This is a genomic window from Streptomyces prunicolor (genome assembly GCF_045162825.1).
Classification (GTDB): domain Bacteria; phylum Actinomycetota; class Actinomycetes; order Streptomycetales; family Streptomycetaceae; genus Streptomyces; species Streptomyces prunicolor.
Window position 1 is genome coordinate 5,211,804 of record NZ_CP108676.1, and the last position, 23,791, is coordinate 5,235,594.

General features: G+C 69.1%; 20 protein-coding genes and 4 tRNA genes. 13 read left to right on the forward strand and 11 right to left on the reverse strand.

Going from position 1 to position 23,791, the window contains the following annotated elements; genetic code table 11:
- Positions 1 to 59: 59 nt before the first annotated feature.
- The 3 genes from OG588_RS23815 to OG588_RS23825 form a co-directional block, all read right to left on the reverse strand.
- A complete protein-coding gene (locus OG588_RS23815) occupies positions 60 to 1,619 on the reverse strand; it encodes an amino acid permease (RefSeq protein ID WP_405949078.1) in 1,560 nt (519 codons plus the stop codon).
- 177 nt (positions 1,620 to 1,796) lie between these two features.
- A complete protein-coding gene (locus tag OG588_RS23820; protein WP_405949079.1) occupies positions 1,797 to 4,034 on the reverse strand; it encodes a DEAD/DEAH box helicase in 2,238 nt (745 codons plus the stop codon).
- Positions 4,035 to 4,254: 220 nt separating this feature from the next.
- Complete coding sequence (locus OG588_RS23825) at positions 4,255 to 4,764, reverse strand: hypothetical protein (protein ID WP_405949080.1); 510 nt, start codon at positions 4,762 to 4,764, stop codon at positions 4,255 to 4,257.
- A 186-nt stretch (positions 4,765 to 4,950) separates the two neighbouring features.
- On the opposite strand from OG588_RS23825, the gene OG588_RS23830 reads away from it, so the two are divergent.
- Positions 4,951 to 5,373 (forward strand): hypothetical protein, encoded by a 423-nt coding sequence (locus tag OG588_RS23830; protein WP_405949081.1) that lies wholly within the window; start codon positions 4,951 to 4,953, stop codon positions 5,371 to 5,373.
- On the opposite strand, the gene OG588_RS23835 is transcribed toward OG588_RS23830, so the two are convergent.
- Positions 5,352 to 6,110, reverse strand: coding sequence for a helix-turn-helix domain-containing protein (locus tag OG588_RS23835; protein WP_405949082.1), 759 nt, complete (start codon positions 6,108 to 6,110; stop codon positions 5,352 to 5,354). The genes OG588_RS23830 and OG588_RS23835 overlap by 22 nt on opposite strands.
- An 86-nt stretch (positions 6,111 to 6,196) precedes the next feature.
- On the opposite strand from OG588_RS23835, the gene OG588_RS23840 reads away from it, so the two are divergent.
- The 10 genes from OG588_RS23840 to OG588_RS23885 all read left to right on the forward strand — a co-directional run bounded on the left by OG588_RS23840 (position 6,197) and on the right by OG588_RS23885 (position 14,792).
- Positions 6,197 to 7,147, forward strand: coding sequence for an LLM class flavin-dependent oxidoreductase (locus OG588_RS23840; RefSeq protein ID WP_405949083.1), 951 nt, complete (start codon positions 6,197 to 6,199; stop codon positions 7,145 to 7,147).
- A gap of 39 nt (positions 7,148 to 7,186) precedes the next feature.
- Positions 7,187 to 7,537: a metallopeptidase family protein gene (locus OG588_RS23845; protein WP_019061789.1), complete on the forward strand. Its 351-nt coding sequence runs from the start codon at positions 7,187 to 7,189 to the stop codon at positions 7,535 to 7,537.
- Positions 7,538 to 7,611: 74 nt separating this feature from the next.
- Positions 7,612 to 9,123 carry a metallophosphoesterase gene (locus tag OG588_RS23850; protein WP_405949084.1) on the forward strand — a complete coding sequence of 504 codons (1,512 nt, stop codon included), beginning with the start codon at positions 7,612 to 7,614 and terminating at the stop codon, positions 9,121 to 9,123.
- A 199-nt stretch (positions 9,124 to 9,322) separates the two neighbouring features.
- A tRNA-Glu gene (locus OG588_RS23855) sits at positions 9,323 to 9,395 on the forward strand.
- 49 nt (positions 9,396 to 9,444) lie between these two features.
- Positions 9,445 to 9,519, forward strand: a tRNA-Asp gene (locus OG588_RS23860).
- A gap of 24 nt (positions 9,520 to 9,543) precedes the next feature.
- Positions 9,544 to 9,617: transfer RNA gene (locus OG588_RS23865), tRNA-Phe, on the forward strand.
- A 70-nt stretch (positions 9,618 to 9,687) separates the two neighbouring features.
- Positions 9,688 to 10,074 (forward strand): hypothetical protein, encoded by a 387-nt coding sequence (locus OG588_RS23870; protein WP_405949085.1) that lies wholly within the window; start codon positions 9,688 to 9,690, stop codon positions 10,072 to 10,074.
- An 82-nt stretch (positions 10,075 to 10,156) separates the two neighbouring features.
- A complete protein-coding gene (gene hrpA / locus OG588_RS23875) occupies positions 10,157 to 14,137 on the forward strand; it encodes an ATP-dependent RNA helicase HrpA (protein ID WP_405949086.1) in 3,981 nt (1,326 codons plus the stop codon).
- Positions 14,138 to 14,232: 95 nt separating this feature from the next.
- A tRNA-Asp gene (locus OG588_RS23880) sits at positions 14,233 to 14,307 on the forward strand.
- Positions 14,308 to 14,615: 308 nt separating this feature from the next.
- A complete protein-coding gene (locus OG588_RS23885) occupies positions 14,616 to 14,792 on the forward strand; it encodes a DUF6274 family protein (protein ID WP_405949087.1) in 177 nt (58 codons plus the stop codon).
- Positions 14,793 to 15,205: 413 nt separating this feature from the next.
- Here the strand turns inward: OG588_RS23885 and bldC are convergent, their stop codons facing one another.
- On the reverse strand, positions 15,206 to 15,412 hold the full coding sequence (bldC, locus tag OG588_RS23890) for a developmental transcriptional regulator BldC (protein ID WP_003949541.1): 207 nt from the start codon (positions 15,410 to 15,412) through the stop codon (positions 15,206 to 15,208).
- Between the two features lie 566 nt (positions 15,413 to 15,978).
- Positions 15,979 to 16,824, reverse strand: coding sequence for a hypothetical protein (locus OG588_RS23895; RefSeq protein ID WP_019061823.1), 846 nt, complete (start codon positions 16,822 to 16,824; stop codon positions 15,979 to 15,981).
- A gap of 221 nt (positions 16,825 to 17,045) precedes the next feature.
- Here OG588_RS23895 and OG588_RS23900 point away from each other — a divergent pair, with 221 nt between their 5' ends.
- Positions 17,046 to 18,140, forward strand: coding sequence for a Leu/Phe/Val dehydrogenase (locus OG588_RS23900; RefSeq protein WP_405949088.1), 1,095 nt, complete (start codon positions 17,046 to 17,048; stop codon positions 18,138 to 18,140).
- 303 nt (positions 18,141 to 18,443) lie between these two features.
- A complete protein-coding gene (locus OG588_RS23905) occupies positions 18,444 to 18,701 on the forward strand; it encodes a DUF3073 domain-containing protein (RefSeq protein WP_405949089.1) in 258 nt (85 codons plus the stop codon).
- 146 nt (positions 18,702 to 18,847) lie between these two features.
- Here OG588_RS23905 and purM read toward each other — a convergent pair whose 3' ends face one another.
- From purM to OG588_RS23930, 5 genes are all read right to left on the reverse strand, one after another.
- On the reverse strand, positions 18,848 to 19,945 hold the full coding sequence (gene purM / locus OG588_RS23910) for a phosphoribosylformylglycinamidine cyclo-ligase (protein ID WP_405949090.1): 1,098 nt from the start codon (positions 19,943 to 19,945) through the stop codon (positions 18,848 to 18,850).
- A gap of 36 nt (positions 19,946 to 19,981) precedes the next feature.
- The gene (purF, locus tag OG588_RS23915; protein WP_366099568.1) at positions 19,982 to 21,508 is read right to left on the reverse strand and encodes an amidophosphoribosyltransferase; all 1,527 of its coding nucleotides are present in this window, start codon (positions 21,506 to 21,508) and stop codon (positions 19,982 to 19,984) included.
- A gap of 61 nt (positions 21,509 to 21,569) precedes the next feature.
- Positions 21,570 to 22,028, reverse strand: coding sequence for an META domain-containing protein (locus tag OG588_RS23920; RefSeq protein ID WP_405949091.1), 459 nt, complete (start codon positions 22,026 to 22,028; stop codon positions 21,570 to 21,572).
- A gap of 35 nt (positions 22,029 to 22,063) precedes the next feature.
- On the reverse strand, positions 22,064 to 22,861 hold the full coding sequence (locus OG588_RS23925) for a sterol carrier family protein (RefSeq protein WP_405949092.1): 798 nt from the start codon (positions 22,859 to 22,861) through the stop codon (positions 22,064 to 22,066).
- A gap of 262 nt (positions 22,862 to 23,123) precedes the next feature.
- Positions 23,124 to 23,765, reverse strand: coding sequence for a TetR/AcrR family transcriptional regulator (locus OG588_RS23930; RefSeq protein WP_405949093.1), 642 nt, complete (start codon positions 23,763 to 23,765; stop codon positions 23,124 to 23,126).
- Positions 23,766 to 23,791 lie beyond the last annotated feature (26 nt).

Here is a 23,791-nt window from a genome sequence, read left to right on the forward strand (position 1 = left end):
GTCCGGAGTGATCCGGAATGCTGTGAAGTGATCCGGCGTATGCGGCCTGATCCGGAGTATTACGGATCAACCGGTTCAGGCGCCCCCGCCCGCGCAGCCTCCCGTGCCTTCGTGCGGGCGTGTTCCGGGTTCAGGAACCACTCCCTGGCCGAGGCGAACCACCAGGTCGCCGCGAAGCCCAGGACGACCAGGACCGCGATCGGCGCGTAGTTGAAGGTCTCCCAGGTGACCGGCGAGACCTGCGGCAGCATGAACAGCACCGTGATCACGATCACCCACACCACCGACACCATCCCGATCGGCCGCGACCACCGGCCCAGATGCCACGGCCCGCGCTGGAAGTCGTCCCCCTTGCCCAGCCGTAGGAGGGTCGGAATGACGTAGGCGATGTACAGGCCGATCACGGCCACCGACGTCACCGCCGCGTACGCCGTGTAGTTGATCAGGTAGGGGAGGCCGAGCACCAACGCGCCCCCCGCCGCCAGCCACACCGCCGCCACCGGCGTCCGCGTGCGCGGGCTCACCGTGTGCCACACGCTCGAGAACGGGAGCGCGCCGTCGCGTGAAAAGGCGTAGATCATGCGGCTGTTGGCCGTCACCGACGCCATCCCGCAGAAGAGCTGCGCGCCGATCACCACCAGCAGCAGGAGCTTGCCCGCCGTCGCGCCGAGTGCGTCCAGCAAGATCTGGGCCGGGGGTGCGCCCGTCGAGGAATTCAGCTCCCCGTTGTACGACTGGATCGCGTACGTGAAGCCCAGGAGGAGGACGAAGCCGGCTATCCAGGACGTCCAGATGGAGCGGACGATGCCCTTCGGGCCCGCCGTCGACGCGTCGTGGGTCTCCTCCGTCATGTGGGCCGAGGCGTCGTAGCCGGTGAAGGTGTACTGCGCCATCAGGAGGCCCAGCAGGACCACGTACACCCCGCTGCCCCAGCCCGTGTTGTTCACGAACTTCGTGAAGACGAAGGTCGTCGACTGGTGGTGGTCGGGGACGAAGGCCAGGGCGCCGACGATCACGCCGACGCCCAGCACGTGCCACCACACGCTCACGTTGTTGAGGAGGGCGACGATCTTCACGCCGAAGGTGTTCAGCAGGCCGTGGAGGATCAGGATCGCGGCGAAGAGGAGGACGGTGCGGCCCGGCGTCACCTCGAAGTCGAACTGGAGGTTCAGGTACGCGCCCAGGAACGACGCCGCCCCGAAGTCGATGCCCGCGGTCACCGCGACCTGGCCGAGGACGTTGAACCAGCCCGTGAACCACGCCCAGGCCGCCGCCGTGCGCGGGGGCGCCAGGCGGTGGGCCCAGAAGTACAGGCCCGCCGAGGTCGGGTAGGCGGAGCAGATCTCGGCCATCGACAGGCCGACGAAGAGGGTCATCAGGCCGACCGCCACCCAGCCCCACATGATCACGGCCGGGCCGCCCGTGTTCATGCCGAACAGGTAGAGGGTCAGGCAGCCCGACAGGACCGAGATGATCGTGAAGGAGACCGCGTAGTTGGAGAACGCCGACATGCGGCGGGCGAGAACCTGCGTGTAGCCGAGTTGGGCAAGCCGTTCTTCGTCGGAGAGACCGGAGTGATCTCCCTTTGACAGCCCACTCGCTATGGCGTCATCTGTCATGCCCCCAGCGATTCCCTCGCCGGGCACGTGACATGCGCCACTTAAGGAATCGATAAGGACTCGATGTGGCCAAAAAGCGTCCCCGCGCACAAGAACCCACACAGAGGAAAGTGGCCCCCACCCGAACCCGGGCGAGGGCCACTCCACTACGTCAGGACGACGTCAGGTCAGCTGACCTCAGCCGTTGCGCTTCCAACGCGGCTTGTCCTCGCGGCGACCGAAGGTACCGGTGCCGGTGCCCGTGCCGGTCGTGCCGCGGTGGCCCGGACGGTCGTGGCCGCCGGCGCGGAAGCCGGGGCGGTCGCCCTGACGGTCACGGTTGAACGGGCGGTCGCTGCCCCGGTGACCGGAGGTCGCGGGACGGTCGTCGCGGCGGAAGCCACCCGACGCCGGACGGTCGTTGCCGGTGCCACGGTCGTCGCGGCGGAAGCCACCGGACGGACGGTCGTCACGACGCTCGAAGGAACGGCCGCCACGGTCGCCGCCGCGGTCGTTGCTGCCGCCACGGTCGTCCCGGCGGAAGCCACCCGAGGGGCGCTCGTCACGCCGGTCGAAAGAACGGCCACCGCGGTCGCCGCCACGGTCGTCACGGCGGTCGTTGTTGAAGCCGCCCGAGGGACGGTCGTCGCGACGGAAGCCGCCCGAGGACGGACGGTCGTTGCCACCGCGGTCGTCACGGCGGAAGCCACCGGACGGACGGTCGTCACGACGGTCGCGGTCGAAAGAACGGCCACCACGGTCGTTGCCACCACGGAAACCACCGGACGGACGGTCATCGCGACGCTCGAAGGAACGGCCGCCACGGTCACCGCCGCGCTCGTTGCCACCGCGGTCGTCACGACGGTCACGGCGCTCGTAGTTGCCGCGGTCGTCACGCTGCTGACGCGGACGGTCGTAGGAGGACTCCTCGCGCACCGGCGCCTCGGCGGCGGCCGACTGCTCGGCGGCCGCGGCCTCGACGACAGCGGCGGCCTCGGCCACCGCCGTCTCCGGGTCCTCGCCCCGCTCGCGCGCGGCACGGGCGATCAGGCGGTCGGACTCCTCGCGGAGCTCGGCGGCGCGGCGCGTGGCGCGCTCCAGCTCCTTGGTGAGCTGGGTCACCTCACGCTCGGCCTGCTGCGCGGCGTCGCCCGCCGACTGGGCCTGGACCTCGGTCATCGAACGGGCGCCGGTGATCTCGGCGACCTCGGGCTCGAAGGCCGTACCGGTGTTGATGATGTGACGCCCGGCGTCGACGCCCGCGTCCTCCATCAGCCGGAAGATCTGACGGCGCTGGTGCGGGAGGGACAGGGATACGACGGTGCCCGTACGACCGGCACGCGCGGTGCGGCCCGCGCGGTGCAGGTAGTCCTTGTGGTCGCCGGCCGGGTCCACGTTCAGGACCAGGTCGATGCCGTCGACGTGGATACCGCGGGCGGCGACGTCGGTCGCGACGAGCGCGTTGACGTAGCCCTCCTTGAAGTCCGCCAGCGTCCGCGTACGGGCGCCCTGCGTCATGCCGCCGTGCAGCGCGTCGGCCTTCACGCCGGACTCGCGCAGCTGCTCGGCGATGCGGTCGGCGCCCAGCTGGGTGCGGACGAAGATGATCGTGCGGCCCTTGCGGGAGGCGATCGCGGCGGTGACCGGCGCCTTGTCCTTGGGCTTCACGATGAGGATGTGGTGGGACATCGTCGTGACGTTGCCCTGCGCACTGTCGACCTCGTGCGTGACCTGGTCCTTGAGATAGCGCTTGACCAGCGTGGAGATCTCGTTCTCCATGGTCGCGGAGAACAGCATGCGCTGGCCGCCGGCCGGGATCTGGTCGAGCAGCTCGGTGACCTCGGGCAGGAAGCCCAGGTCGGACATCTGGTCGGCCTCGTCGAGGACGGCGATGCGCACGTCTTCGAGGGAGCAGGCGCCGCGGTTGATGATGTCGCGCAGGCGGCCCGGAGTGGCGACGAGGACGTCGACGCCGCGCTCCAGGGCGTAGATCTGGTTGCCCATCGACGTACCGCCGCAGACGACCTTCATCTTCAGGCCGAGGACGTCGCCGTAGGGCTGCAGGGCGTCCGCCACCTGCATCGCGAGCTCGCGGGTCGGGGTGAGGATGATGCCGCGGGGGCGCTTCTTCTCGGTGCGGCCGCCGGACAGCGTCGCGAGCAGCGGCAGACCGAAGGAGAGGGTCTTGCCGGAGCCGGTGCGGCCACGGCCGAGGATGTCCTTGCCGGCCAGGGCGTCCGGGATGGTCGCCGCCTGGATCGGGAAGGGGGCTGTCACACCGTTCTGCGCGAGCTTGCGCACGATGCCCTCGGGGAGACCGAGGGACGCGAAGGTGACCTCGGGGGCCGCCTCGGTGGTGGCCTCTACGGCCGTCTCGACGTCTTCGGTGCCCTCGTTCTCGGGCATGACGATGTGATCAGTACTGGAAATGGACATGCGAATGCGAAACCTTCCGGAGTATCCGTCGGCACGCGCCCGTCAACTCCGTGATTCGCTATCGACCGCCTCAATGCGGTCCGCCACGGCAAGGGAGAGTACGCGCCACACGGCGCGCTCTACAGTGGCGCCGGGCAATGGGATCAAACGATCTACCACCTTACGCACCTACCACCCCCCAACGCAAACCGCCCTCGATTGACGTGCGTCACAACCGCCCCTACGCCGGTGACCCGGCCGCCGGCGCCGGTTCACGGTTCACCAGCTGCGGTACGGGGTCCTCGTGGGCCGACGACGAGGGTTCGGCGGGGGGCGGGCTGGAGGACGCCGGCGGGGGCGGCGGCGTCGGGTCGGGGGACGGGGTGGTCCGCGTCGGGGTCGGCTGCGGCGCGGCCGTGGTCGGCCCGCCGGGATTCGGGCTCGTGCCGGGTCTGGGCGCCTTGGTGGCCGTAGGACTCGTCGCACCGCCGGGCGCGCTCGGTGAGGCCGAACCCGAGGCGGACTCCCCCGGCTTCGGCTTCCCGTGCCCGTGCTTCCCGTCCCCCGCCGAACCGCCGAACCCGATCCCGCCCCCCGGCACCCCCGAACCACCGTCCGGCGCCTCACCGGCGGGCCGCCCGGCGGAGTGCGAGGGCTTGGCACCGCCGCCCGCGTCGTCGCCCACGCTCATACAGCCGGCGGCAGCGGCGACGACGGCGACCGCGGCGGCCAGACGGACGGGTACGTACATGGGGCGCACGGGGCCACCTCCGAGGGCGGAAAAAGGGAGTCCCCCTCTCAACTCCCGCCGCCCACCGGAAGACACGCGCGCCCGCCCGTGTCGCCCATTCCTGACCGGGAATTGCCCCCTCCTGACGCCCGCCGCACGATCGACCGCGAACCGACCGTCCCGCAGCGAGCCCTTCAGGAGCCACGGATGACCGAGACCGACCCCCAGTACCTGGCCGAGCGTTACATCGCCCAGTGGACCGAACCGGACGCCACCCGGCGCCGGGCGGCGATCGAGAGCCTCTGGGCGGCGGACGGCACGCACGTCCTCCAACCGCCCGCGGAGATCCGCGAGATCGCCACTGACCTCGGCTTCGACCACCCGACCCTCCGGGCCCAGGGACACGACGCCATCGAGACCCGCGTCGCCCGCAGCTACGAACGGTTCGTCGAGAAGGGCGAGTTGACCTTCCGGCCGCGCACCGACGCCGTACGCCTCGACGGCGTGGTCCAGTTCCGCTGGGACACGGTGGCCGTCGGCAGCGGCGAAGTCGTGGGTGGCGGCCTGGAGTTGCTCGTGCTCGACCCCGACGGCCGGATCCGCACCGACTACATGTTCCCCGGAGCCTGATCCCCCGCCGCGGCCGCCAACGCCTCCGCCGTCGCCGCGTCCGCCGGCAGGAACGCCTCCAGTTTCAGCTCGGCGAGGGTCACGTCCACGGCGGTGGCGAAGGTCGTCACAGTCGTCATCAGCCGCAACTCCCCGTACGACGACCGCAGCCGCAACGGCACCGCGAACCCCAACGCCCCTTCCCCCGAACCGAGTTCGGGCACATACCCGGCAAGCTCGGCCCGCAGCTCCGCCAACTGCCCCAATCGGGCCAGGATATGCCGTGCCCACTCCGCGAGATTGATGATCCGAGGCGCCAACCCGTCCGGATGCAGGGCCAGTCGGTACACATTCGCCCCCGGCCCCAGCAGCTCGGCCGCGGCCCCCTCGGTGATCACTCCGAACGCGCTGTTCGCCGCGACGAGTCGACCACCCCGGTCCACCACCACCGCCGGATACGGCAGATGCCCCCGCAGGATGTGCCCGATCGCCTCCCGCACCGGAGCCAGCACCGGCCCGTCCAGCGAACTCTCCGCGTACACCGGCGCGTACCCGGCGGCCAGCAACAGCTCGTTCCGCTCCCGCAACGGCAGTTCGAGCGCTTCCGCCAGCCGTACGACCAACTCCCGCCCCGGCACGGACCGCCCCGACTCGACGAAACTCACATGCCGCTGCGTGGTACCGGCCCGCAGCGCCAACTCCAGCTGGCTGAACCGGCGATCCGTACGGCGCTCACGCAACACCCGACAGAAGTCCACGCCCCAGTTCTACGACCCACTGCCCCAACCGGCCATTCCCCACAGGGAATTGAGCCGATGCCCACCACCCGCCGACCATCAACCGCATGGACATCGGCGTACTGCTCCCGACCGGAACCGCCCAGTGGGACCCGGCCGACGACCCACGCGAACTGATCGCCCTCGCCCGCACCGCCGAACACCTCGGCTTCACCTCCCTCTTCGTCAACGACTCCCTGATCACCCCCCGCATCGAAGCCCTCACGATGCTCGCCGCCCTCGCCCCGGCCACCGAGACGGCAACCCTCGGCACCGCCGCCCTGCTCCCCTTCCTCCGCCGCCCCGTCCAGGCCGCCCAGTCCCTCGCCTCGATCGACCTCCTCTCCGGCGGCCGCCTCACCCTCGCGCTCGGCGCCGGCTACCCCGGCCGCTTCGGACGCCCCTTGTACGACCTCTCCGAGGTCCCCTGGGCCCGCCGCTTCGCCCGCCTCGACGAGACGGTCGCACTGTGGCGGGCCCTCTGGAACGGCGCCGACTCCTTCCACGGCGAGTTCCACCACGTCACCGACCTCCCGCCCGCCCTGCGCCCGTCCCGCCCCACCGGCCCGCCCATCTGGCTCGGCGGCGCGACCCCGACAGCCCTGACCCGCACCGGCCGCCTCTACGACGGCTGGCTCCCCTACCCGCCCGACCCCGCCGACTACACGACCGGCCTGCACGACATCCACCAGGCCGCAGCCGCCGCGGGCCGCCCGCCCGAGGCCATCACCCCGGCACTCTTCGTCACCGTACGAATCGACGGAGCCGACGAGGACCCAGCGCACGCCCACCGGACGCTGGACGACTACGCCCGCGCCGCCTACGGCATGCCCCTCCCGGAACTGGAGAAGATCCAGGCAGTCGTCGCAGGCACCGCCGAGCAGGTCGGCGAACGTCTGAGCCGGTACGTCACCGCCGGCGCCCGGCACCTCGTCACCCGCCTGGCCGCCCTGGATCTGCGCGGCTGGCGCGAGCAACTGGAGCGCACAGCCGCCCTCCTCCCCGGTCTTCGGGCCTGACCGCGCCCCGAACCGGCGTTCGTCCCGGACAATGGACCTGTGCTGGAGATGACACGTGAGGCATTCGAAGAGCTGGTGAGCGAGGCCCTGGACCGGATCCCGCCGGAGCTGACGCGGGTCATGGACAACGTGGCCGTGTTCGTCGAGGACGAACCCGACCCCGCCGACCCCGAACTGCTCGGCCTCTACGAGGGCACCCCGCTCACGGAGCGCGGCGAGTGGTACGCCGGCGTCCTGCCCGACCGGATCTCGATCTACATGGGCCCGACCCTGCGCTACTGCGCGACCACCGAGGACGTCGTCCACGAGGTCGCCGTCACCGTCGTCCACGAAGTCGCCCACCACTTCGGCATCGAGGACGAACGCCTGCACGAACTCGGCTGGGGCTGACCCACTCCCGCTCCCCGCGCCACTCCCACGGACGGTTCCGCATACCTGCCCCCACCCCTGGGCATACGGGACCAATGGCCCGCGTCCCCGTCGCAGCCCTGAACCGCCTCCGCCGAACCCAGCACGCCCTGATCCGCCAGTACCGCGCCCGCCGCCCCCGCCCCACCGTCGAACTCGTCCCCCAGCCCCACCCCTGGCCCCGCGCCCTCGGCCTCGTCATGGTCGTCTTGGTCGGGGCCTGGCTCGGCCTGCTGATCGTGGGCAACGTACGGACCCAGGTCGGCCCCATGGACACGACCATGACCCTGCGCCCGTCCCTCACCGGCGGCACGAAGATCAACGTGTCCCCGCTCGGCGCCCTGTCCCTCGACAGCCACCACGCCCCGGTCCGCCTGGACGTCAACGTCGACCAGCTCGACCCGGAACGCTCCCAGGCCCTCGTCGACCACCCCGAACGCATCGCCGGCCTCCAGGACGAGGTGGCCCGGGACGTCGAACACGGCACCCTCGACCTGGCCGTACGGTCCTGCACGGCCGTAGTCCTGGGCGCTACGACCCTGGGCCTCGCGGTCTACCGCCGCCCCCGCCGGGCCCTCGCGGCCGGTGGCCTGGCCCTCACGCTCCTCGCCGCGTCCGGAGCGACGGCGTACGCGACCTGGAACCCGAAGTCGATCCTCGAACCGAAGTTCTCCGGCCTGCTCTCCTCCGCCCCGTCCCTGGTCGGCAACGCGCGCAACATCGTGACCGAATTCGACGTCTACCAGCAGGAGTTGGCCCGCCTGGTGACGAACGTGACCAAGCTCTACGACGTCACGTCGACGCTCCCCGCGTACCAGCCGGACCCGGCCACCATCCGTGTCCTGCACGTCTCGGACATCCATCTGAACCCCGCGAGCTGGAAGATCATCGCGTCGCTGGTGGAGCAGTACAAGGTGAGCGTGATCGTCGACACCGGCGACACCATGGACCACGGCACGACGGCCGAGAACGGCTTCCTCGACCCGATCGCCGACCTGGGCGTCCCGTACGTCTGGGTCAGGGGCAACCACGACTCCCTCGCCACCCAGCGCTACCTGGAGCGGATGAAGAACGTGCACGTCCTGGACGAGGGCCGGGCGGAAACGGTCGCGGGCGTGCGCTTCGCGGGCATCGGCGACCCCCAGTTCACCCCGGACCGCTCGACCGCCCCGGGCGCCGACAACGCGGAGGAACTCGCCGGCGACCAACTCGCCTCCGCCCTCCGCGACCAGCAGGCCGCCGGCACCCCGGTCGACATCGCCCTGGTCCACGAACCCTCGGCGGCCCGCCAGACCGACGGCGAGGTCCCGCTCGTCCTGGCAGGCCACCTCCACCACGAGGGCACCGAGGTCATGAAGCACGGCACCCGCCTCCGTATCGAGGGCTCGACGGGCGGCAGCGGCCTGCGCGCGGTGGAAGGCAAGTACCCCGACCCGATCGAGGCGTCGATCCTCTACGTCGACCGCGACACCCACCGCCTCCAGGCCTGGGACGAGATCAAACTCGGCGGCCTGGGCCTGACGACGGCGGAGGTGAGCCGCCACCTGCCGAAGGAGAACGTGCCGTGAGCGCACACCGCTTTTTCGGTTTGGCTACGGCCCAAACGCCGTAGTACAGTCTCGTCGTGCCCAAGGGCGCCGGTCAGGGCTCGACCGTCCGAAACTCCGCAAGGAGTCAGGAGAAGCGGCACCCTTCGGGGGAAAGCGGAGTCACATGCTTCTCACGTCCCCTGGGACACCTAGACGAAGCAAAGCAGTACGGAAGTTGGCCCTCATCGTCTAGTGGCCCAGGACGCCGCCCTTTCAAGGCGGTAGCACGGGTTCGAATCCCGTTGGGGGCACGTAACACCGTGTGCGACACTGGCTTCGCCGGTTCGCGCGCAACAGCAAGGTCCTGTGGAGCAGCTTGGAGTGCTCGCCACCCTGTCAAGGTGGAGGCCGCGGGTTCAAATCCCGTCAGGACCGCTGAGGTTCCGCAAGGAATCTCGTGGCTGGGTAGCTCAGTTGGTACGAGCGATCGCCTGAAAAGCGATAGGTCGCCGGTTCGACCCCGGCCCCAGCCACCGGATCGAAAGCCCTGTCCCACCCGGGACGGGGCTTTCGTCGTGACCGGACGACACAGGGCGGGGCGCGATGGGTCAGGACGAGGCCAGAGGCATCCGGGACACGGACCTGGAGAAGATACGGGCGCGGTACGGACTGCTCGCGGTAACCGGCAGCAACATCGCGATCACGGCGGTGGCGATCTTCGGCGTATGGCAGCTGAACGGCGATCGCGCGGTGATGGTAGGCGTCCTGACCTCGGCATTCACCGCGATGGCGGGCCTGACGACGGCGTACCTCGGCATCAAGGCGGTGTCCAACACGGCCCAGTCGATGTCCAAGGAGGCGGGCAGGCAGCAGGACGCCGACCGCCTGAAAGACTCCGGCCGGCACGATCCAGCCCGTCCAGCGCTTGAGGACGAGGCCGTTCAGGCCGACGGGGGTGCGGGGGCCGAGCCCCCGAAGACGGCACCCTGAGCCACCCGCACAACCCCCGGGCAAGCTGCCCCCGCCAATTCATTCGCCAGGAATTTCGCCGAGGTGAGATCCTGGACGGCGTATGTCTACGCACCCCGCCTCCGCGCCCGGCACTTCCGCCCCCGCCCTCGGCGACCTCGCCCCCCGCCTGACCGAGCTGACCCTGCGCGACGCGCACCGGCTCGGGCGCAGGCTCGAAGGCGCGCGCAAGATCCGCAAGCCGGAGGCCCGCGCCGCCGTGCTCGCCGAGATCGAGACCGAGGTCGCCCGCGGCGAGGAGCGGATGGCCGAGCGGCGCACCCGCATCCCGGCGATCTCGTATCCGGAGCAGCTGCCGGTCAGCCAGAAGAAGGCCGACATCGCGGCCGCGATCCGCGATCACCAGGTCGTGATCGTGGCCGGTGAGACGGGTTCCGGCAAGACGACCCAGATCCCGAAGATCTGTCTCGAACTCGGCCGTGGCGTCCGCGGGATGATCGGGCACACCCAGCCCCGCCGTATCGCCGCCCGCACCGTCGCGGAGCGCATCGCGGAGGAGATGGACACCCCGCTGGGCGAAGCAGTCGGCTGGAAGGTCCGTTTCACCGACCAGGTGAACCAGGAGTCGACCTTCATCAAGCTGATGACGGACGGCATCCTGCTCGCCGAGATCCAGACCGACCGCGAACTGCGCGCCTACGACACGATCATCATCGACGAGGCCCACGAGCGGTCCCTCAACATCGACTTCCTGCTCGGCTACCTCGCCCAACTGCTGCCCAAGCGCCCGGACTTGAAGGTCGTCATCACCTCGGCGACCATCGACCCCGAGCGCTTCTCCCGGCACTTCGGCGAGGCCCCGATCATCGAGGTCAGCGGCCGGACATATCCGGTGGAGGTGCGGTACCGCCCCCTCCTCGAAGACGAGTCCGAGGACTCCGACCGCGACCAGATCACCGCGATCTGTGACGCCGTGGAAGAGCTTCAGGGCGAGGGCAAGGGCGACATCCTCGTCTTCCTCTCCGGAGAGAGGGAGATCCGCGACACGGCGGACGCGCTCAACAAGAAAAACCTCAGGTTCACCGAAGTACTACCTCTTTACGCCCGCCTCTCGCACGCCGAGCAGCACCGCGTGTTCCAGCAGACACCTCATATTCAAGCGGGCGGGCGAAGGATCGTTCTGGCGACCAACGTCGCCGAGACCTCCCTCACCGTCCCGGGCATCAAGTACGTCATCGACCCCGGCTTCGCCCGGATCAGCCGCTACAGCCACCGAACCAAGGTGCAGCGGCTGCCCATCGAGGCGGTCAGCCAGGCAAGTGCCAATCAGCGCAAGGGTCGTTGTGGCCGTACGTCGGACGGCATCTGCATCCGCCTGTACTCCGAGGACGACTTCCTCGCCCGCCCGGAGTTCACGGACGCGGAGATCCTGCGGACGAACCTTGCCTCCGTCATCCTGCAGATGACCGCGGCCGGGCTCGGCGAGATCGAGAAGTTCCCGTTCATCGACCCGCCGGACCACCGCAACATCCGCGACGGCGTCCAACTCCTCCAGGAACTGGGCGCGTTGGACCCGGACGAGAAGGACCCGCGCAAGCGCCTCACGCAGACGGGCCGCAAGCTCGCCCAGCTCCCGGTGGACCCACGCCTGGCCCGCATGGTCCTTGAGGCCGACAAGAACGGCTGTGTGCGCGAGGTCATGGTGATCGCCGCCGCGCTCTCCATCCAGGACCCGCGCGAACGCCCGGTGGACAAGCAGACGCAGGCGGATCAACAACACGCCCGTTTCCGCGACGAGTCGAGCGACTTCCTCGCGTTCCTGAACATGTGGCGGTACATCCGCGAGCAGCAGAAGGAGCGCGGCTCGTCCGCGTTCCGTCGCATGTGCAAGCAGGAGTACCTGAACTTCCTCCGGATCCGCGAGTGGCAGGACATCTACAGCCAACTCCGCACGGTGGCCAAGCAGATGGGCATCCAGTTCAACGAGGAGGACGCGGCCGAGCACAGCGTCCACGTCTCCCTCCTCGCCGGACTGCTCTCGCACATCGGCATGAAGGACGTGAAGGACGGCGCGAAGAACGAGTATCTGGGCGCCCGCAGCGCCAAGTTCGCGATCTTCCCCGGTTCGGCGCTCTTCAAGAAGACCCCGCGTTTCGTCATGTCGGCGGAACTGGTGGAGACTTCACGCCTCTGGGCCCGCGTCAACGCCAAGATCGAGCCAGAGTGGGTCGAGCCCCTCGCCGGCCACCTCCTCAAGCGGACGTACAGCGAACCGCACTGGGAGAAGGACCAGGCGGCGGTGATGGCCTTCGAGAAGGTCACGCTCTACGGCGTCCCGATCATCGCCCAGCGCAAGGTGAACTACGGCCGCATCGACCCCGAGGCGTCCCGCGAGCTGTTCATCCGCAACGCGCTGGTCGAGGGCGACTGGCGCACGCACCACAAGTTCTTCGCGGACAACCGCAAACTCCTCACCGAGGTAGAGGAGTTGGAGCATCGTGCCCGCCGCCGGGACATCCTGGTCGACGACGAGACGCTCTACGACTTCTACGACCAGCGGGTGCCCGAACACGTCGTCTCCGGCGCCCACTTCGACTCCTGGTGGAAGCACAAGCGCCATGAGGAGCCCGAACTCCTCGACTTCGAGCGCTCGATGCTCATCAACGAGCGCGCGGGAGACATCAGCAAGGCCGACTATCCGGACTCCTGGCAGCAGGGCCGGCTGAAGTTCCGGGTGACGTACCAGTTCGAGCCGGGCGCGGACGCGGACGGTGTCACGGTCCACATCCCGCTCCAGGTCCTCAACCAGGTCACGGACGAGGGCTTCGACTGGCAGATCCCCGGGTTGCGGGAAGAGGTCGTCACCGAACTCATCCGCTCGCTCCCGAAGCCGATCCGCCGCAACTACGTCCCGGCCCCGAACTTCGCCCAACGCTTCCTGGCAACTGCGGTCCCCCTCCAGGAACCCCTCCCCACCACCATGGCCCGCGAGTTGAAGCGCATGGTCGGAGTCCCCTTCACTGCCGACGACTTCGACTGGTCGAAGGTCCCGGACCACCTCCTGATCACCTTCCGGATCGTGGACGAACGGCGCCGCAAGATCGCCGAGGACAAGGACCTGGAGGCGCTGAAGGTCCGCCTGAAGCCGAAGGCGCGCCAGGCCATCTCGCAGGCGGCCGCGGCGACGGCCGAGCGCGAGGGCGGCGAGTCCCTGGAGCGCAAGGGCCTCACCGACTGGACGATCGGCTCCCTCACCCGCGTCTTCGAGACCCGCCGGGCCGGCCAGCCGGTGAAGGCGTACCCGGCGCTGGTCGACGACGGCGACACCGTCTCCGTACGGCTCTTCGACACCGAGGAGGAGCAGGCGGAGGCGATGTGGAAGGGCACGCGCCGGCTCATCGTGCGCAACATCCCGGTCAACCCGGCGAAGTTCGCGTCCGAAAAGCTCACGAACGCGCAGAAGTTGGCCCTGTCCGCGAATCCGCACGGTTCGATCCAGGCGCTGTTCGACGACTGCGCGCTGGCCGCGGCGGACAAACTGATCGGCGACTTCGGCGGCCCGGCGTGGGACGAGGAGTCGTACCGGAAACTCTACGAGAAGGTGCGCGCCGAGATCGTCGACACGACGGTGCGGGCGGTGAGCCAGGTCCAGCAGGTGCTGGCCGCCTGGCAGGCCTGTGAGCGCCGTCTGAAGGGCGCGCACAGCCCCGCGCTGCTCCCGAACCTCGCGGACGTACGCGCGCAGTTGGACGCCCTCGTGAAGCCGGGCTTCGTCACGGCGGCGGGGATACGTCGCCTGCCCGACCTGATGCGCTACCTGGTGGCCGCCGACCGCCGCCTCCAGCAGATGCCGACGGGGGTGCAGCGGGACACCACCCGCATGGAGAAGGTCCACGAGATGCAGGACGAGTACGCGTGGCTCCTGGAGCAACTCCCGCAGGGCCGCCCGATTCCCTCGTCCGTCCTGGACATCCGCTGGATGATCGAGGAGCTCCGGGTCAGCTATTTCGCCCACGCGCTGGGCACGGCGTACCCCGTCTCCGACAAGCGGATCGTGAAGGCGATCGACGCCGCCGCACCGTAACAACGCCTGCACACCCAGTGAGTTCGACCAGGCGGGCCCGCCTCCTGTACAGTCTCATCTCGCGGCACAACGCACCATCAAACGCCGCGAATCAAGGTCCTGTGGAGCAGCTTGGAGTGCTCGCCACCCTGTCAAGGTGGAGGCCGCGGGTTCAAATCCCGTCAGGACCGCAGTGAACGAACCGAGGCCCGCATCTCTCCGGAGACGCGGGCCTTACTCGTGCCCGCTCTCTTCTTCAGGGGGCGGGTCTTTTCGTGTCCGCACGCCAGCCTGTCGGCACCGGACCGCACCACTCAGCCCGTCCACCCTTTGAGCGCAGGCCCGCACAATCAGCCCGTCCGGCGTTTGAGGACGAGGCCGTTCAGGCCGAAGGGGGGTCTGGGGGCGCAGCCCCCAGGGACGGCCCCCTTGACGCCGCCCAACCCTCCAGGTACCCAGAAACCAGGCCCCGTTCCACGCAGGGCCACGGAGGTGGCACATGGCGGCTTCGGTCAGGCATGAGACGCGGGCCCTGCTCCGTGCGCACCTGTCGGCCGCCAGCTCCTACCGCCACGCGACCCGGCACTGCTCGATCTGCCACCGCCTGTTGCGGCTGGCCATGGACGCCCCCGCGGCACCGGAACCGGGCGACGAACCCGAGGGCCAACCCTCCTAGCGCAGATAGACCAGAGGCAACAAGCCATCTGGCATGTGACGGGTGTCACCGCATAAGTTTTTGAAACGTCGGAACTTACACCTGACCTACAACTGGTCAATTTAATATGTGCAATTGCACCCCTACGAGGGATGGTCCACAGGAGATCCGACAGCCCTCCCCAGACTCCGACAAGGTCCCTCACAGGACCTTGCGCTCAGGGCCTGTCGGCCGCGCACGGACCCACGACCAGGCACAAAAAAGATCGCGCTGGACCCGGCGGAGTCCAGCGCGATCTACGACGCACCCTGTTCAAGTTGCTTCAAAAGCGTTGGGCGTGGGCCCTGTTGGGGCAGAACCCGCGTCGCTTGGAGCTGTGCTGTCGGGCACCTTGGCCGGTTGGGGGACTAGCCGTCGTGCCCTTATTCAGTTGGTCAGGCTTCGCTGCGCTGCTGCGGAATGCCCGCGAGCAGGGCACGGACCTCCGCCTCGCGGTAACGGCGGTGTCCGCCGAGCGTGCGAATCGAAGTGAGCTTGCCGGCCTTCGCCCACCGCGTGACCGTCTTGGGGTCCACACGGAACATCGTGGCGACCTCAGCCGGGGTCAGCAGCGGCTCGGCATCAGGGGTGCGAGCGGTCATGAGCGGCCTCCTCGGGAGAACCGAACCTTCTCGGTTCTTTCCTCTAAATTCTGCACCTTGACCCGCGTTGCCCGAAATGGCGTGTGCGGGTCGAGTCGGTTATAGGACGAACGGCTTGTCCTCGGCACTACAACTACACCATCTGTCCAACCGCGTAGGCCAAACCGATGGAATTGCCCTCCCAGGTGTCCATCAGCGACGGATGCCGATGGACCATGCCATAGCGGACAGTCACACCTCTGTGACGATCAGTCACAGGGGCGATCAGGAGTCATCCAGACCCCCCAAAGCGCGCAATGCCGAGATTCCGCCCAAAGCATGACGGATGGAGTCCTCCCCGGACTCCTTGTCCTATTTTGGCATGAGGAGGGGCAAGCGGCGCAAGGCATCTGCACGTGCGGTCCGTCACGCTTGGCATCAAACGTCCGGATCGGGACCTACGTCCCGTGTTGACGAACCGTAAGAATCCTATGCGCATCTGTTCGAACCTGTCAGCCACGTTCGAAGGTGCGCACATCGAACCTACGCACAAGTACGGCCGTCGCGTCAGTTCGCTTCAGTCCGCGTCAGTTCGCCGAGCGCCGGTCCCTGACCGACCGCCAGCGCTCCACGAGCCGCCCGTACGCCTCGCCCGCCGCCGCCCCGTCCCCGGTCCGCAGCGCCTCGATGCCGGCGGCCACGTCCGCCGCCGAGTGGTCGTCCTCCAGCTCGCCGGCCGGGACGACGTGCACGAGCCCGCCGTAGTCCAACTCCACCAGCGAACGCGGATGGAACTCCTCCAGCCAGCGCCCCACGTCCACCAGGCCCTCGATCAGCGGCCCGTCGTCCATCGCGTCCTTCAGGGCCCGCAGCGCCCGCGCCACCCGCCGCCGTGCCTGCACCATCGGCGTCCGGTACCGCAGCATCGGCGGATCGTCCCCGGAGGCCTTGTCGTAACGCCGCTCCTCGTCACCGACGAGCACGAACCAGTTCAGCGGCACCTGCCAGGTCGCCGTGCGGATCCACGGCCGGGCATCCGGATTCCGGGCCAGCCAGCGCTCGTAGTCCTGGGTGGCCTGGTGCCGTACGAGCGGCGGGAGTACGGCGTCCAGGACCGGCGGCGGAAGCTCCTCCGCGAGGTCGCCCAGGGCCTGCCAGCCGCGCAGCCGGGTGCGCCAGGGGCAGACGCAGACCACGCCGTCGACCTCCACCACGAAGGCGTCGGCGCTCTCGTGCACCGGCACCGGGACCGGCGGGGTGGGCAGCAGGTCGGCCAGCGCCCGGCGCAGTTCGTCCTGGTACGACGGACGATCCGGGCGGCGGGCGTAGCGCGTCCAGTGGCCGCGCTCCGGCTCGGGGAAAGCGGCCAGCGGCTCGTAGACCCGTAGATAGGTCGCGTACGGGACGATCACCGAGGACACCTTCTTGGGCACGCCTGCTCCCTCCCCCGCCGGCCGTCGGGAAAACCTTCGGACCCGCTCACAAACGGGCGGGAAAACTATGCAAATCGTCGCACGGACACCCCCCTTCGGTAGGTGATCCTGAACACTGCACCGATGGCGGTCGGACACAAGCTCTACGCTCGTGCCACGGCACCCGCCACCCCTACGGGAGCCTGTCTCCAACCGCCGCCACTCACCCAGGAGTCACCACCGTGACCGACGTAGACAACGGCGTCCTGCACACCCTGTTCCACTCGGACCAGGGCGGTCATGAGCAAGTCGTGCTCTGTCAGGACCGGGCCAGCGGCCTCAAGGCCGTCATCGCCATCCACAACACCGCGCTGGGCCCCGCTCTGGGCGGCACGCGCTTCTACCCCTACGCCAGCGAGGAAGAGGCCGTCGCCGACGCGCTCAACCTCGCCCGCGGGATGTCGTACAAGAACGCCATGGCCGGACTGGACCACGGCGGCGGCAAGGCCGTGATCATCGGTGACCCGGAGCGCGACAAGACCGAGGAACTGCTGCTCGCCTACGGCCGGTTCGTGGCCTCGCTCGGCGGGCGGTACGTGACCGCGTGCGATGTCGGCACGTATGTCGCCGACATGGACGTCGTGGCGCGCGAGTGCCGCTGGACGACCGGACGTTCCCCCGAGAACGGCGGCGCGGGCGACTCCTCCGTGCTGACCGCCTTCGGCGTCTTCCAGGGCATGCGGGCCAGCGCCCAGCACCTGTGGGGCGACCCGTCGCTGCGCGGCCGTACGGTCGGCATCGCGGGCGTCGGCAAGGTCGGGCACCACCTCGTGGAGCACCTGCGGGACGAGGGCGCCGAGGTCGTGATCACGGACGTGCGCGAGGAGTCCGTACAGCGGATTCTGGCCAAGCATTCGGCAGGCGTTACGGCCGTTGCCGACACGGAGGCGTTGATCCGGGTCGAAGGGCTCGACATCTACGCCCCCTGCGCGCTGGGCGGTGCCCTGAACGACGCGACCGTGCCGGTGCTGACCGCCAAGGTGGTGTGCGGCGCGGCCAACAACCAGCTGGAGCACCCGGGCGTCGAGAAGGACCTCGCCGACCGCGGGATCCTCTACGCGCCGGACTACGTGGTGAACGCCGGTGGCGTGATCCAGGTCGCCGACGAGCTGCACGGGTTCGACTTCGAGCGGTGCAAGGCGAAGGCCGCGAAGATCTTCGACACCACGCTGGCAATATTCGCACGTGCGAAGGAAGACGGTATTCCGCCGGCCGCCGCGGCCGACCGGATCGCCGAGCAGCGGATGCACGAGGCCGCCGGAGCGCGCGGACGCTGAGGTTCCGCTTGGCTCCTCGGCATGCGTCTCCGGTACCCGCCGGCGAAGACTTAGAGAGAACTCTCACGTTCGTCGGCGGGTCGCCCGCCAAGAAGTGGTTAAAATCGCGGTTGACCAGCGAGTACAGGGCACCTCGCCGGTCCTGGAGCCCGGCACGTGCTGCGGGCGACGTACCGTATGGGCGCGGGCTCAGGTACCGTGGAAGCCCTACGGACCGGTCTCTCCACGGAGAGTCCGTTCCAGAACATGAACGCGTGTCAAGACTCTGAGGCCACCGAGCCTCGTATCCGAGGGGGTCGAGCCATGGGGCGCGGCCGGGCAAAGGCCAAGCAGACGAAGGTCGCCCGCCAGCTGAAGTACAGCAGCGGCGGGACTGACCTCTCGCGTCTGGCCAATGAGCTGGGCGCTTCGACTTCGAGCCAGCCGCCGAATGGCGAGCCGTTCGAAGACGACGACGAGGAAGAAGACGACCCGTACGCTCAGTACGCGGATCTCTATAACGACGATGACGAGGACGAGGACGGCGAGTCCGGTCCTCAGTCTCAACGTCGCGGCGCGTAACGCTTGCAGCGCGCTGAGCGGTAAAAACTTCCCGTTAGCTGACTGCACCTCGCCCGGTCCGGGGCATCAAGCACCGGACCGGGTTTTGTGCTGCCGTCACGGGGCTCCGCCCCGGACCCCGCTCCTCAAACGCCGGAGCGGCTGATTTACGCGTAGTCGCCGACCATTTCCGCGCCCGTCGCATAGTCGCCACGCTCGGTGATCTCGCCCGCGACCCACGCCTCGACCCCGCGGTCGGCCAGGGTCTCCAGGGCCACGTCCGCGGACTCCTCCGGAACGATCGCGATCATGCCGACGCCCATGTTCAGGGTCTTCTCCAGCTCCAGACGCTCGACCTGGCCCGTCTTTCCGACGAGGTCGAAGATCGGGGCCGGGGTCCAGGTGGAGCGGTCCACGATCGCGTGCAGGCCGTCCGGGATGACCCGGGCGAGGTTCGCGGCGAGGCCGCCGCCGGTGACGTGCGAGTAGGCGTGCACGTCGGTCGTGCGGGTCAGTGCCAGGCAGTCCAGCGAGTAGATCTTCGTGGGCACGAGGAGTTCCTCGCCGAGCGTGCGGCCCAGCTCGTCGATCCGTGCGTCCAGGTCGAGACCGGCCTGGTTCAGGAGCACATGCCGGACGAGCGAGTACCCGTTCGAGTGAAGTCCCGAGGAAGCCATCGCGATGACCGCGTCACCCGTCCGGATGCGATCGGCGCCGAGCAGCCGGTCGGCCTCCACGACGCCCGTACCGGCGCCCGCGACGTCGAAGTCGTCCGGGCCCAGCAGACCGGGGTGTTCGGCGGTCTCGCCGCCGACCAGGGCGCAGCCGGCCAGCACACAGCCTTCGGCGATGCCCTTGACGATGGCCGCGACACGCTCGGGATGCACCTTGCCGACACAGATGTAGTCGGTCATGAAGAGCGGCTCGGCACCGCACACCACGATGTCGTCCATGACCATCGCGACCAGGTCGTGGCCGATCGTGTCGTAGACGCCGAGCCGGCGCGCGATGTCGACCTTCGTGCCGACGCCGTCCGTGGCGGAGGCGAGCAGGGGGCGCTCGAACCGCTTCAGGGCGGAGGCGTCGAAGAGCCCGGCGAAGCCGCCGAGGCCACCGAGGACCTCGGGGCGCTGGGTCTTCTTCACCCACTCCTTCATGAGTTCTACGGCGCGGTCGCCCGCGTCGATGTCGACGCCGGCCGCCGCGTAGGAAGCACCGGAGGATGAGCCCGTCGCCGGAGGCGACTGATCAGACACAGCAGACATTGCCTGGGATCTTTCGCGTTGATTGATACGGGGCTTCTACGGGCGACGGATCGCGTCGGCCGCGGCCGTGGCGGCCGGACCGGCAGCCAATTCGGTCTCCAGGAGCTGCTTGCCGAGCAGCTCGGGGTCCGGGAGCTCCATCGGGTACTCGCCGTCGAAGCAGGCGCGGCACAGGTTCGGCTTGTCGATGGTGGTCGCGTCGATCATGCCGTCGATGGAGATGTACGCCAGGGAGTCGGCGCCGAGTGAGGTGCCGATGTCGTCGATCGTCATGCCGTTGGCGATGAGCTCGGCGCGGGTGGGGAAGTCGATGCCGAAGAAGCAGGGCCACTTCACGGGCGGCGAGGAGATCCGGATGTGGACCTCGGCGGCGCCGGCCTCGCGGAGCATGCGCACCAGCGCGCGCTGGGTGTTGCCACGCACGATCGAGTCGTCGACGACGACCAGGCGCTTGCCCTTGATGACTTCCTTCAGCGGATTCAGCTTCAGGCGGATGCCGAGCTGCCGGATGGTCTGCGAAGGCTGGATGAACGTACGGCCGACGTAGGCGTTCTTCACCAGACCCGCACCGAACGGGATGCCCGAGGCCTCCGCGTAGCCGATCGCGGCCGGGGTGCCGGACTCCGGAGTCGCTATGACCAGATCGGCGTCGACCGGAGCTTCCTTGGCGAGTTTCCGACCCATCTCGACACGGGAGAGGTAGACGTTCCGACCGGCGATGTCGGTGTCGGGGCGGGCGAGATAGACGTACTCGAAGACGCAGCCCTTGGGCTTCGCTTCCGCGAATCGGGAGGTGCGCAGGCCGTTCTCGTCGATGGCGACGAACTCGCCCGGCTCGATCTCACGGACGTAGGCCGCACCGCAGATGTCGAGGGCGGCGGACTCGGAGGCGACCACCCAGCCGCGCTCCAGCCGGCCGAGGACCAGCGGGCGGACGCCCTGCGGGTCGCGGGCGGCGTAGAGAGTGTGCTCGTCCATGAAGACGAGCGAGAAGGCGCCCTTGACCTGCGGGAGGACCGCGTGGGCGGCTTCCTCGATGGTCAGCGGCTTGCCGTCGGTGTCGACCTGGGCCGCGAGGAGCGCGGTCAGGAGGTCGGTGTCGTTGGTGGCCGCTACGCGCGGCGTACGGCCTTCCTGCTTGGGCAGGTCGGCGACCATCTCCGCGAGCTGCGCGGTGTTGACCAGGTTACCGTTGTGGCCGAGCGCGATCGAGCCGTGCGCGGTGGCGCGGAACGTCGGCTGGGCGTTCTCCCAGGTGGAGGCGCCGGTGGTCGAGTAGCGGGCGTGACCGACCGCGATATGACCCTGGAGCGAACTGAGGGAGGTCTCGTCGAAGACCTGGGACACGAGGCCCATGTCCTTGAAGACGAGGATCTGGGAGCCGTTGCTGACCGCGATTCCCGCGGATTCCTGACCCCGATGCTGGAGGGCGTAGAGCCCGAAGTAAGTGAGCTTGGCGACCTCTTCACCGGGAGCCCAGACTCCGAAGACGCCGCAAGCGTCCTGGGGTCCTTTCTCGCCGGGGAGCAGATCATGACTGAGTCGACCGTCACCACGTGGCACGGCACCGAGTGTAGGCGAGATCGACCACTGGTCCGAATTCGGGTTACTGGCAGGTAATGGATCACTTGTCGGCGCGTGCGTGGACGATCGTGCCGTTTGCGCTGGTCAGCGTGGCGGTGTCTTGATCGACTCGGTAGTCGACCTGGCCGTTGAAGAGGCCGAGCAGGGCTCGTTCGGTGCCCATGAGTGAGGCGTCGCACATCATTCGGGTGGTGGACGGGCGACCCAGCGTGATGTGTCCGGCGCGTACGGTGGCCGTCGCGTTGACGGCGTTGCAGCCTAGGTGGCCGCCGACCTTGCCGGTTTTGGCGTTGAAGGCGAGCCATGGCTTGCCGTGCACCTTCTTGGCCGCGCCGTTCACGGTGATGCTCTGGACCTGCCAGTCGACACCGGTGACGGGGCGCTGCGCTGCTACCGAGCCGGAGCCGTCGCCTGCGCCGCTGGTCGACTTTTCGCTGCCGCACGCCACCACGAGCGGGACGATGGTCAGGACGGCGAGGGTGAATCGCTGTTTGTCCATGGGGGTGGGACGGGAGGGGCGGGGGACGGGTTCCCTCACCCCATGATCGGCAGCAGTCCGCTCAGGTCCGCTCGCTCGCCGCTCGCGCTGACCTTCGCCTCTTCTACGGCGTCCCTCCACCGCGTCCGCCCGGTCGCGAGCCGGAGCCAGGTCAGGGGGTCGGTCTCTACGACGTTGGGTGGGGTGCCGCGGGTGTGCCGGGGGCCTTCGACGCACTGGACCACGGCGTACGGCGGGATGCGGACCTCGGTCGAGCCGCCGGGGGCCTTCGTGGCGAGGGCGTCGGCGAGGAGGCGGGTGCAGGCGGCGAGGGCCTGGCGGTCGTACGGGGTGTCGAGGCCGGGGACGGCGGCGTTCAAGTCGTCGGTGTGGACGACCAGTTCGACGGTACGGGTGACGAGGTAGTCGGCGAGGGGCATGGCGCCGGCGTTGGTTTCGAGGAGGCGGGTGCCGGGGTTGGTGTCGAGGTGCTGGGTGAGGGTCTGCTCGATTTCGGCGAGGTAGGTGTCGAGGTCGGGGTGCTGGGTGGCGAGGGTGTGGGTGAAGTCGGCGATGGCGGAGGCGTTGGCCGCGGTGGCGAAGGGCCAGTCGAGGATCACGGCGTTCTGGGCGGGCGGGGCCGGGTGAGCCAGGGCGCGGTGGACTGCGGTGATCGCCATGCCGATGTGTGCGACGAGTTCGCGTACGGTCCAGTCGCCCAGGCGGGTGGGGAGGGCGAGTTGGTCGGGGGTGAGGGTCCCTACGGCCTTTCGTACGTTCCCGAACTGGGCCAGGACCGCGGTGCGGGTCTTGACGGGGTCGTACGTACGGGCGCGCTTCTTGGCCTGGGGCATGGCGGGGAGCCTAATCCTCGGGCGTGGGAGGCACACGGCGTTTTTGCCCGCGCGGGGGTGGTGGGTGGGCGCCCGCAGGTGTGTGGGTGGGTCGGGGTCGTGGCGGTACGGCGAGCCCGCCGCACTCGGGCCCCACTGTTTGTCACCACGGCTGAACGGGTTGGTGCCGGGTACGCGGCGGGCTGCGCCGTACCGCCACGACCCGCTCCCGACTCGTTGGCGGCTGCGGGCTCGTGGAGGGGCATGTGTGGGGCCCTGCTGATCAGGGGGCTTTGCGGGCGTAGTCCCCTAGGCCGTGTTCCACCAACTTGAATGCGCGGTCGGCTCGTTCGGGGGCTTCGGCTGCGACTGTGGTGACCGGCTCGCCTGCGTCGATGCGGCGGTAGTGCTCCTCGATGAGGGCGTTGCGGGCGGCGCTGATCATGGCGGCGGCGACCATGGCGAGCATCAGGTCGCCGGTCTCCTCGGCCAGGTGGGCGGCCAGGTCCCGCGTGCCTTTCTGCGCGGCGAGGAACGCGCGCTCCTTCAACACCGGGGTGCGCATGACCAGTTCGCGGAGTTGGCGGGCGAACGGTTCGTTGTGCAGGCCGACCGCCGGATCGCGGGTCTCGACCATCTCCAGGAACTGCCGTCGTACGGCGTCCAGGGCCGACTCGCCGGGCGGCCGCTCGCGTACCGCGCGGGCGGCGTCGCCGAAGTGCTCCTCCATCGGCCAGAAGACCAAGTCCTCTTTGGTACCGAAGTAGTTGAAGACGGTCATCTTGGAGACGTCGGCCGCGTCGGCGATCTCCTGCACGGAGACGTTGTCGAAGCCGCGCTCGACGAAGAGGGCGATCGCGGTCCGGATGATCCGCCGAGCCGTCTCCAGCTTCTTGCGCTCGCGGAGTCCCATCACTTCGGTCACGCGTTCACTGTACCAAGGCGAAATTT

Bases quoted from the DNA above. Each gene is read 5' to 3' on its own strand.
- OG588_RS23830 (WP_405949081.1), top strand. From the start codon at position 4,951: ATGACCGAGACCGACCCCCAGTACCTGGCCGAGCGTTACATCGCCCAG.
- purM (WP_405949090.1), bottom strand. From the start codon at position 19,945: ATGTCTGCTGTGTCTGATCAGTCGCCTCCGGCGACGGGCTCATCCTCC.
- hrpA (WP_405949086.1), top strand. From the start codon at position 10,157: ATGTCTACGCACCCCGCCTCCGCGCCCGGCACTTCCGCCCCCGCCCTC.
- OG588_RS23905 (WP_405949089.1), top strand. From the start codon at position 18,444: ATGGGGCGCGGCCGGGCAAAGGCCAAGCAGACGAAGGTCGCCCGCCAG.
- OG588_RS23825 (WP_405949080.1), bottom strand. From the start codon at position 4,764: ATGTACGTACCCGTCCGTCTGGCCGCCGCGGTCGCCGTCGTCGCCGCT.
- OG588_RS23920 (WP_405949091.1), bottom strand. From the start codon at position 22,028: ATGGACAAACAGCGATTCACCCTCGCCGTCCTGACCATCGTCCCGCTC.
- OG588_RS23925 (WP_405949092.1), bottom strand. From the start codon at position 22,861: ATGCCCCAGGCCAAGAAGCGCGCCCGTACGTACGACCCCGTCAAGACC.
- OG588_RS23815 (WP_405949078.1), bottom strand. From the start codon at position 1,619: ATGACAGATGACGCCATAGCGAGTGGGCTGTCAAAGGGAGATCACTCC.
- OG588_RS23885 (WP_405949087.1), top strand. From the start codon at position 14,616: ATGGCGGCTTCGGTCAGGCATGAGACGCGGGCCCTGCTCCGTGCGCAC.
- OG588_RS23840 (WP_405949083.1), top strand. From the start codon at position 6,197: ATGGACATCGGCGTACTGCTCCCGACCGGAACCGCCCAGTGGGACCCG.
- bldC (WP_003949541.1), bottom strand. From the start codon at position 15,412: ATGACCGCTCGCACCCCTGATGCCGAGCCGCTGCTGACCCCGGCTGAG.
- OG588_RS23820 (WP_405949079.1), bottom strand. From the start codon at position 4,034: ATGTCCATTTCCAGTACTGATCACATCGTCATGCCCGAGAACGAGGGC.
- OG588_RS23850 (WP_405949084.1), top strand. From the start codon at position 7,612: ATGGCCCGCGTCCCCGTCGCAGCCCTGAACCGCCTCCGCCGAACCCAG.
- OG588_RS23870 (WP_405949085.1), top strand. From the start codon at position 9,688: ATGGGTCAGGACGAGGCCAGAGGCATCCGGGACACGGACCTGGAGAAG.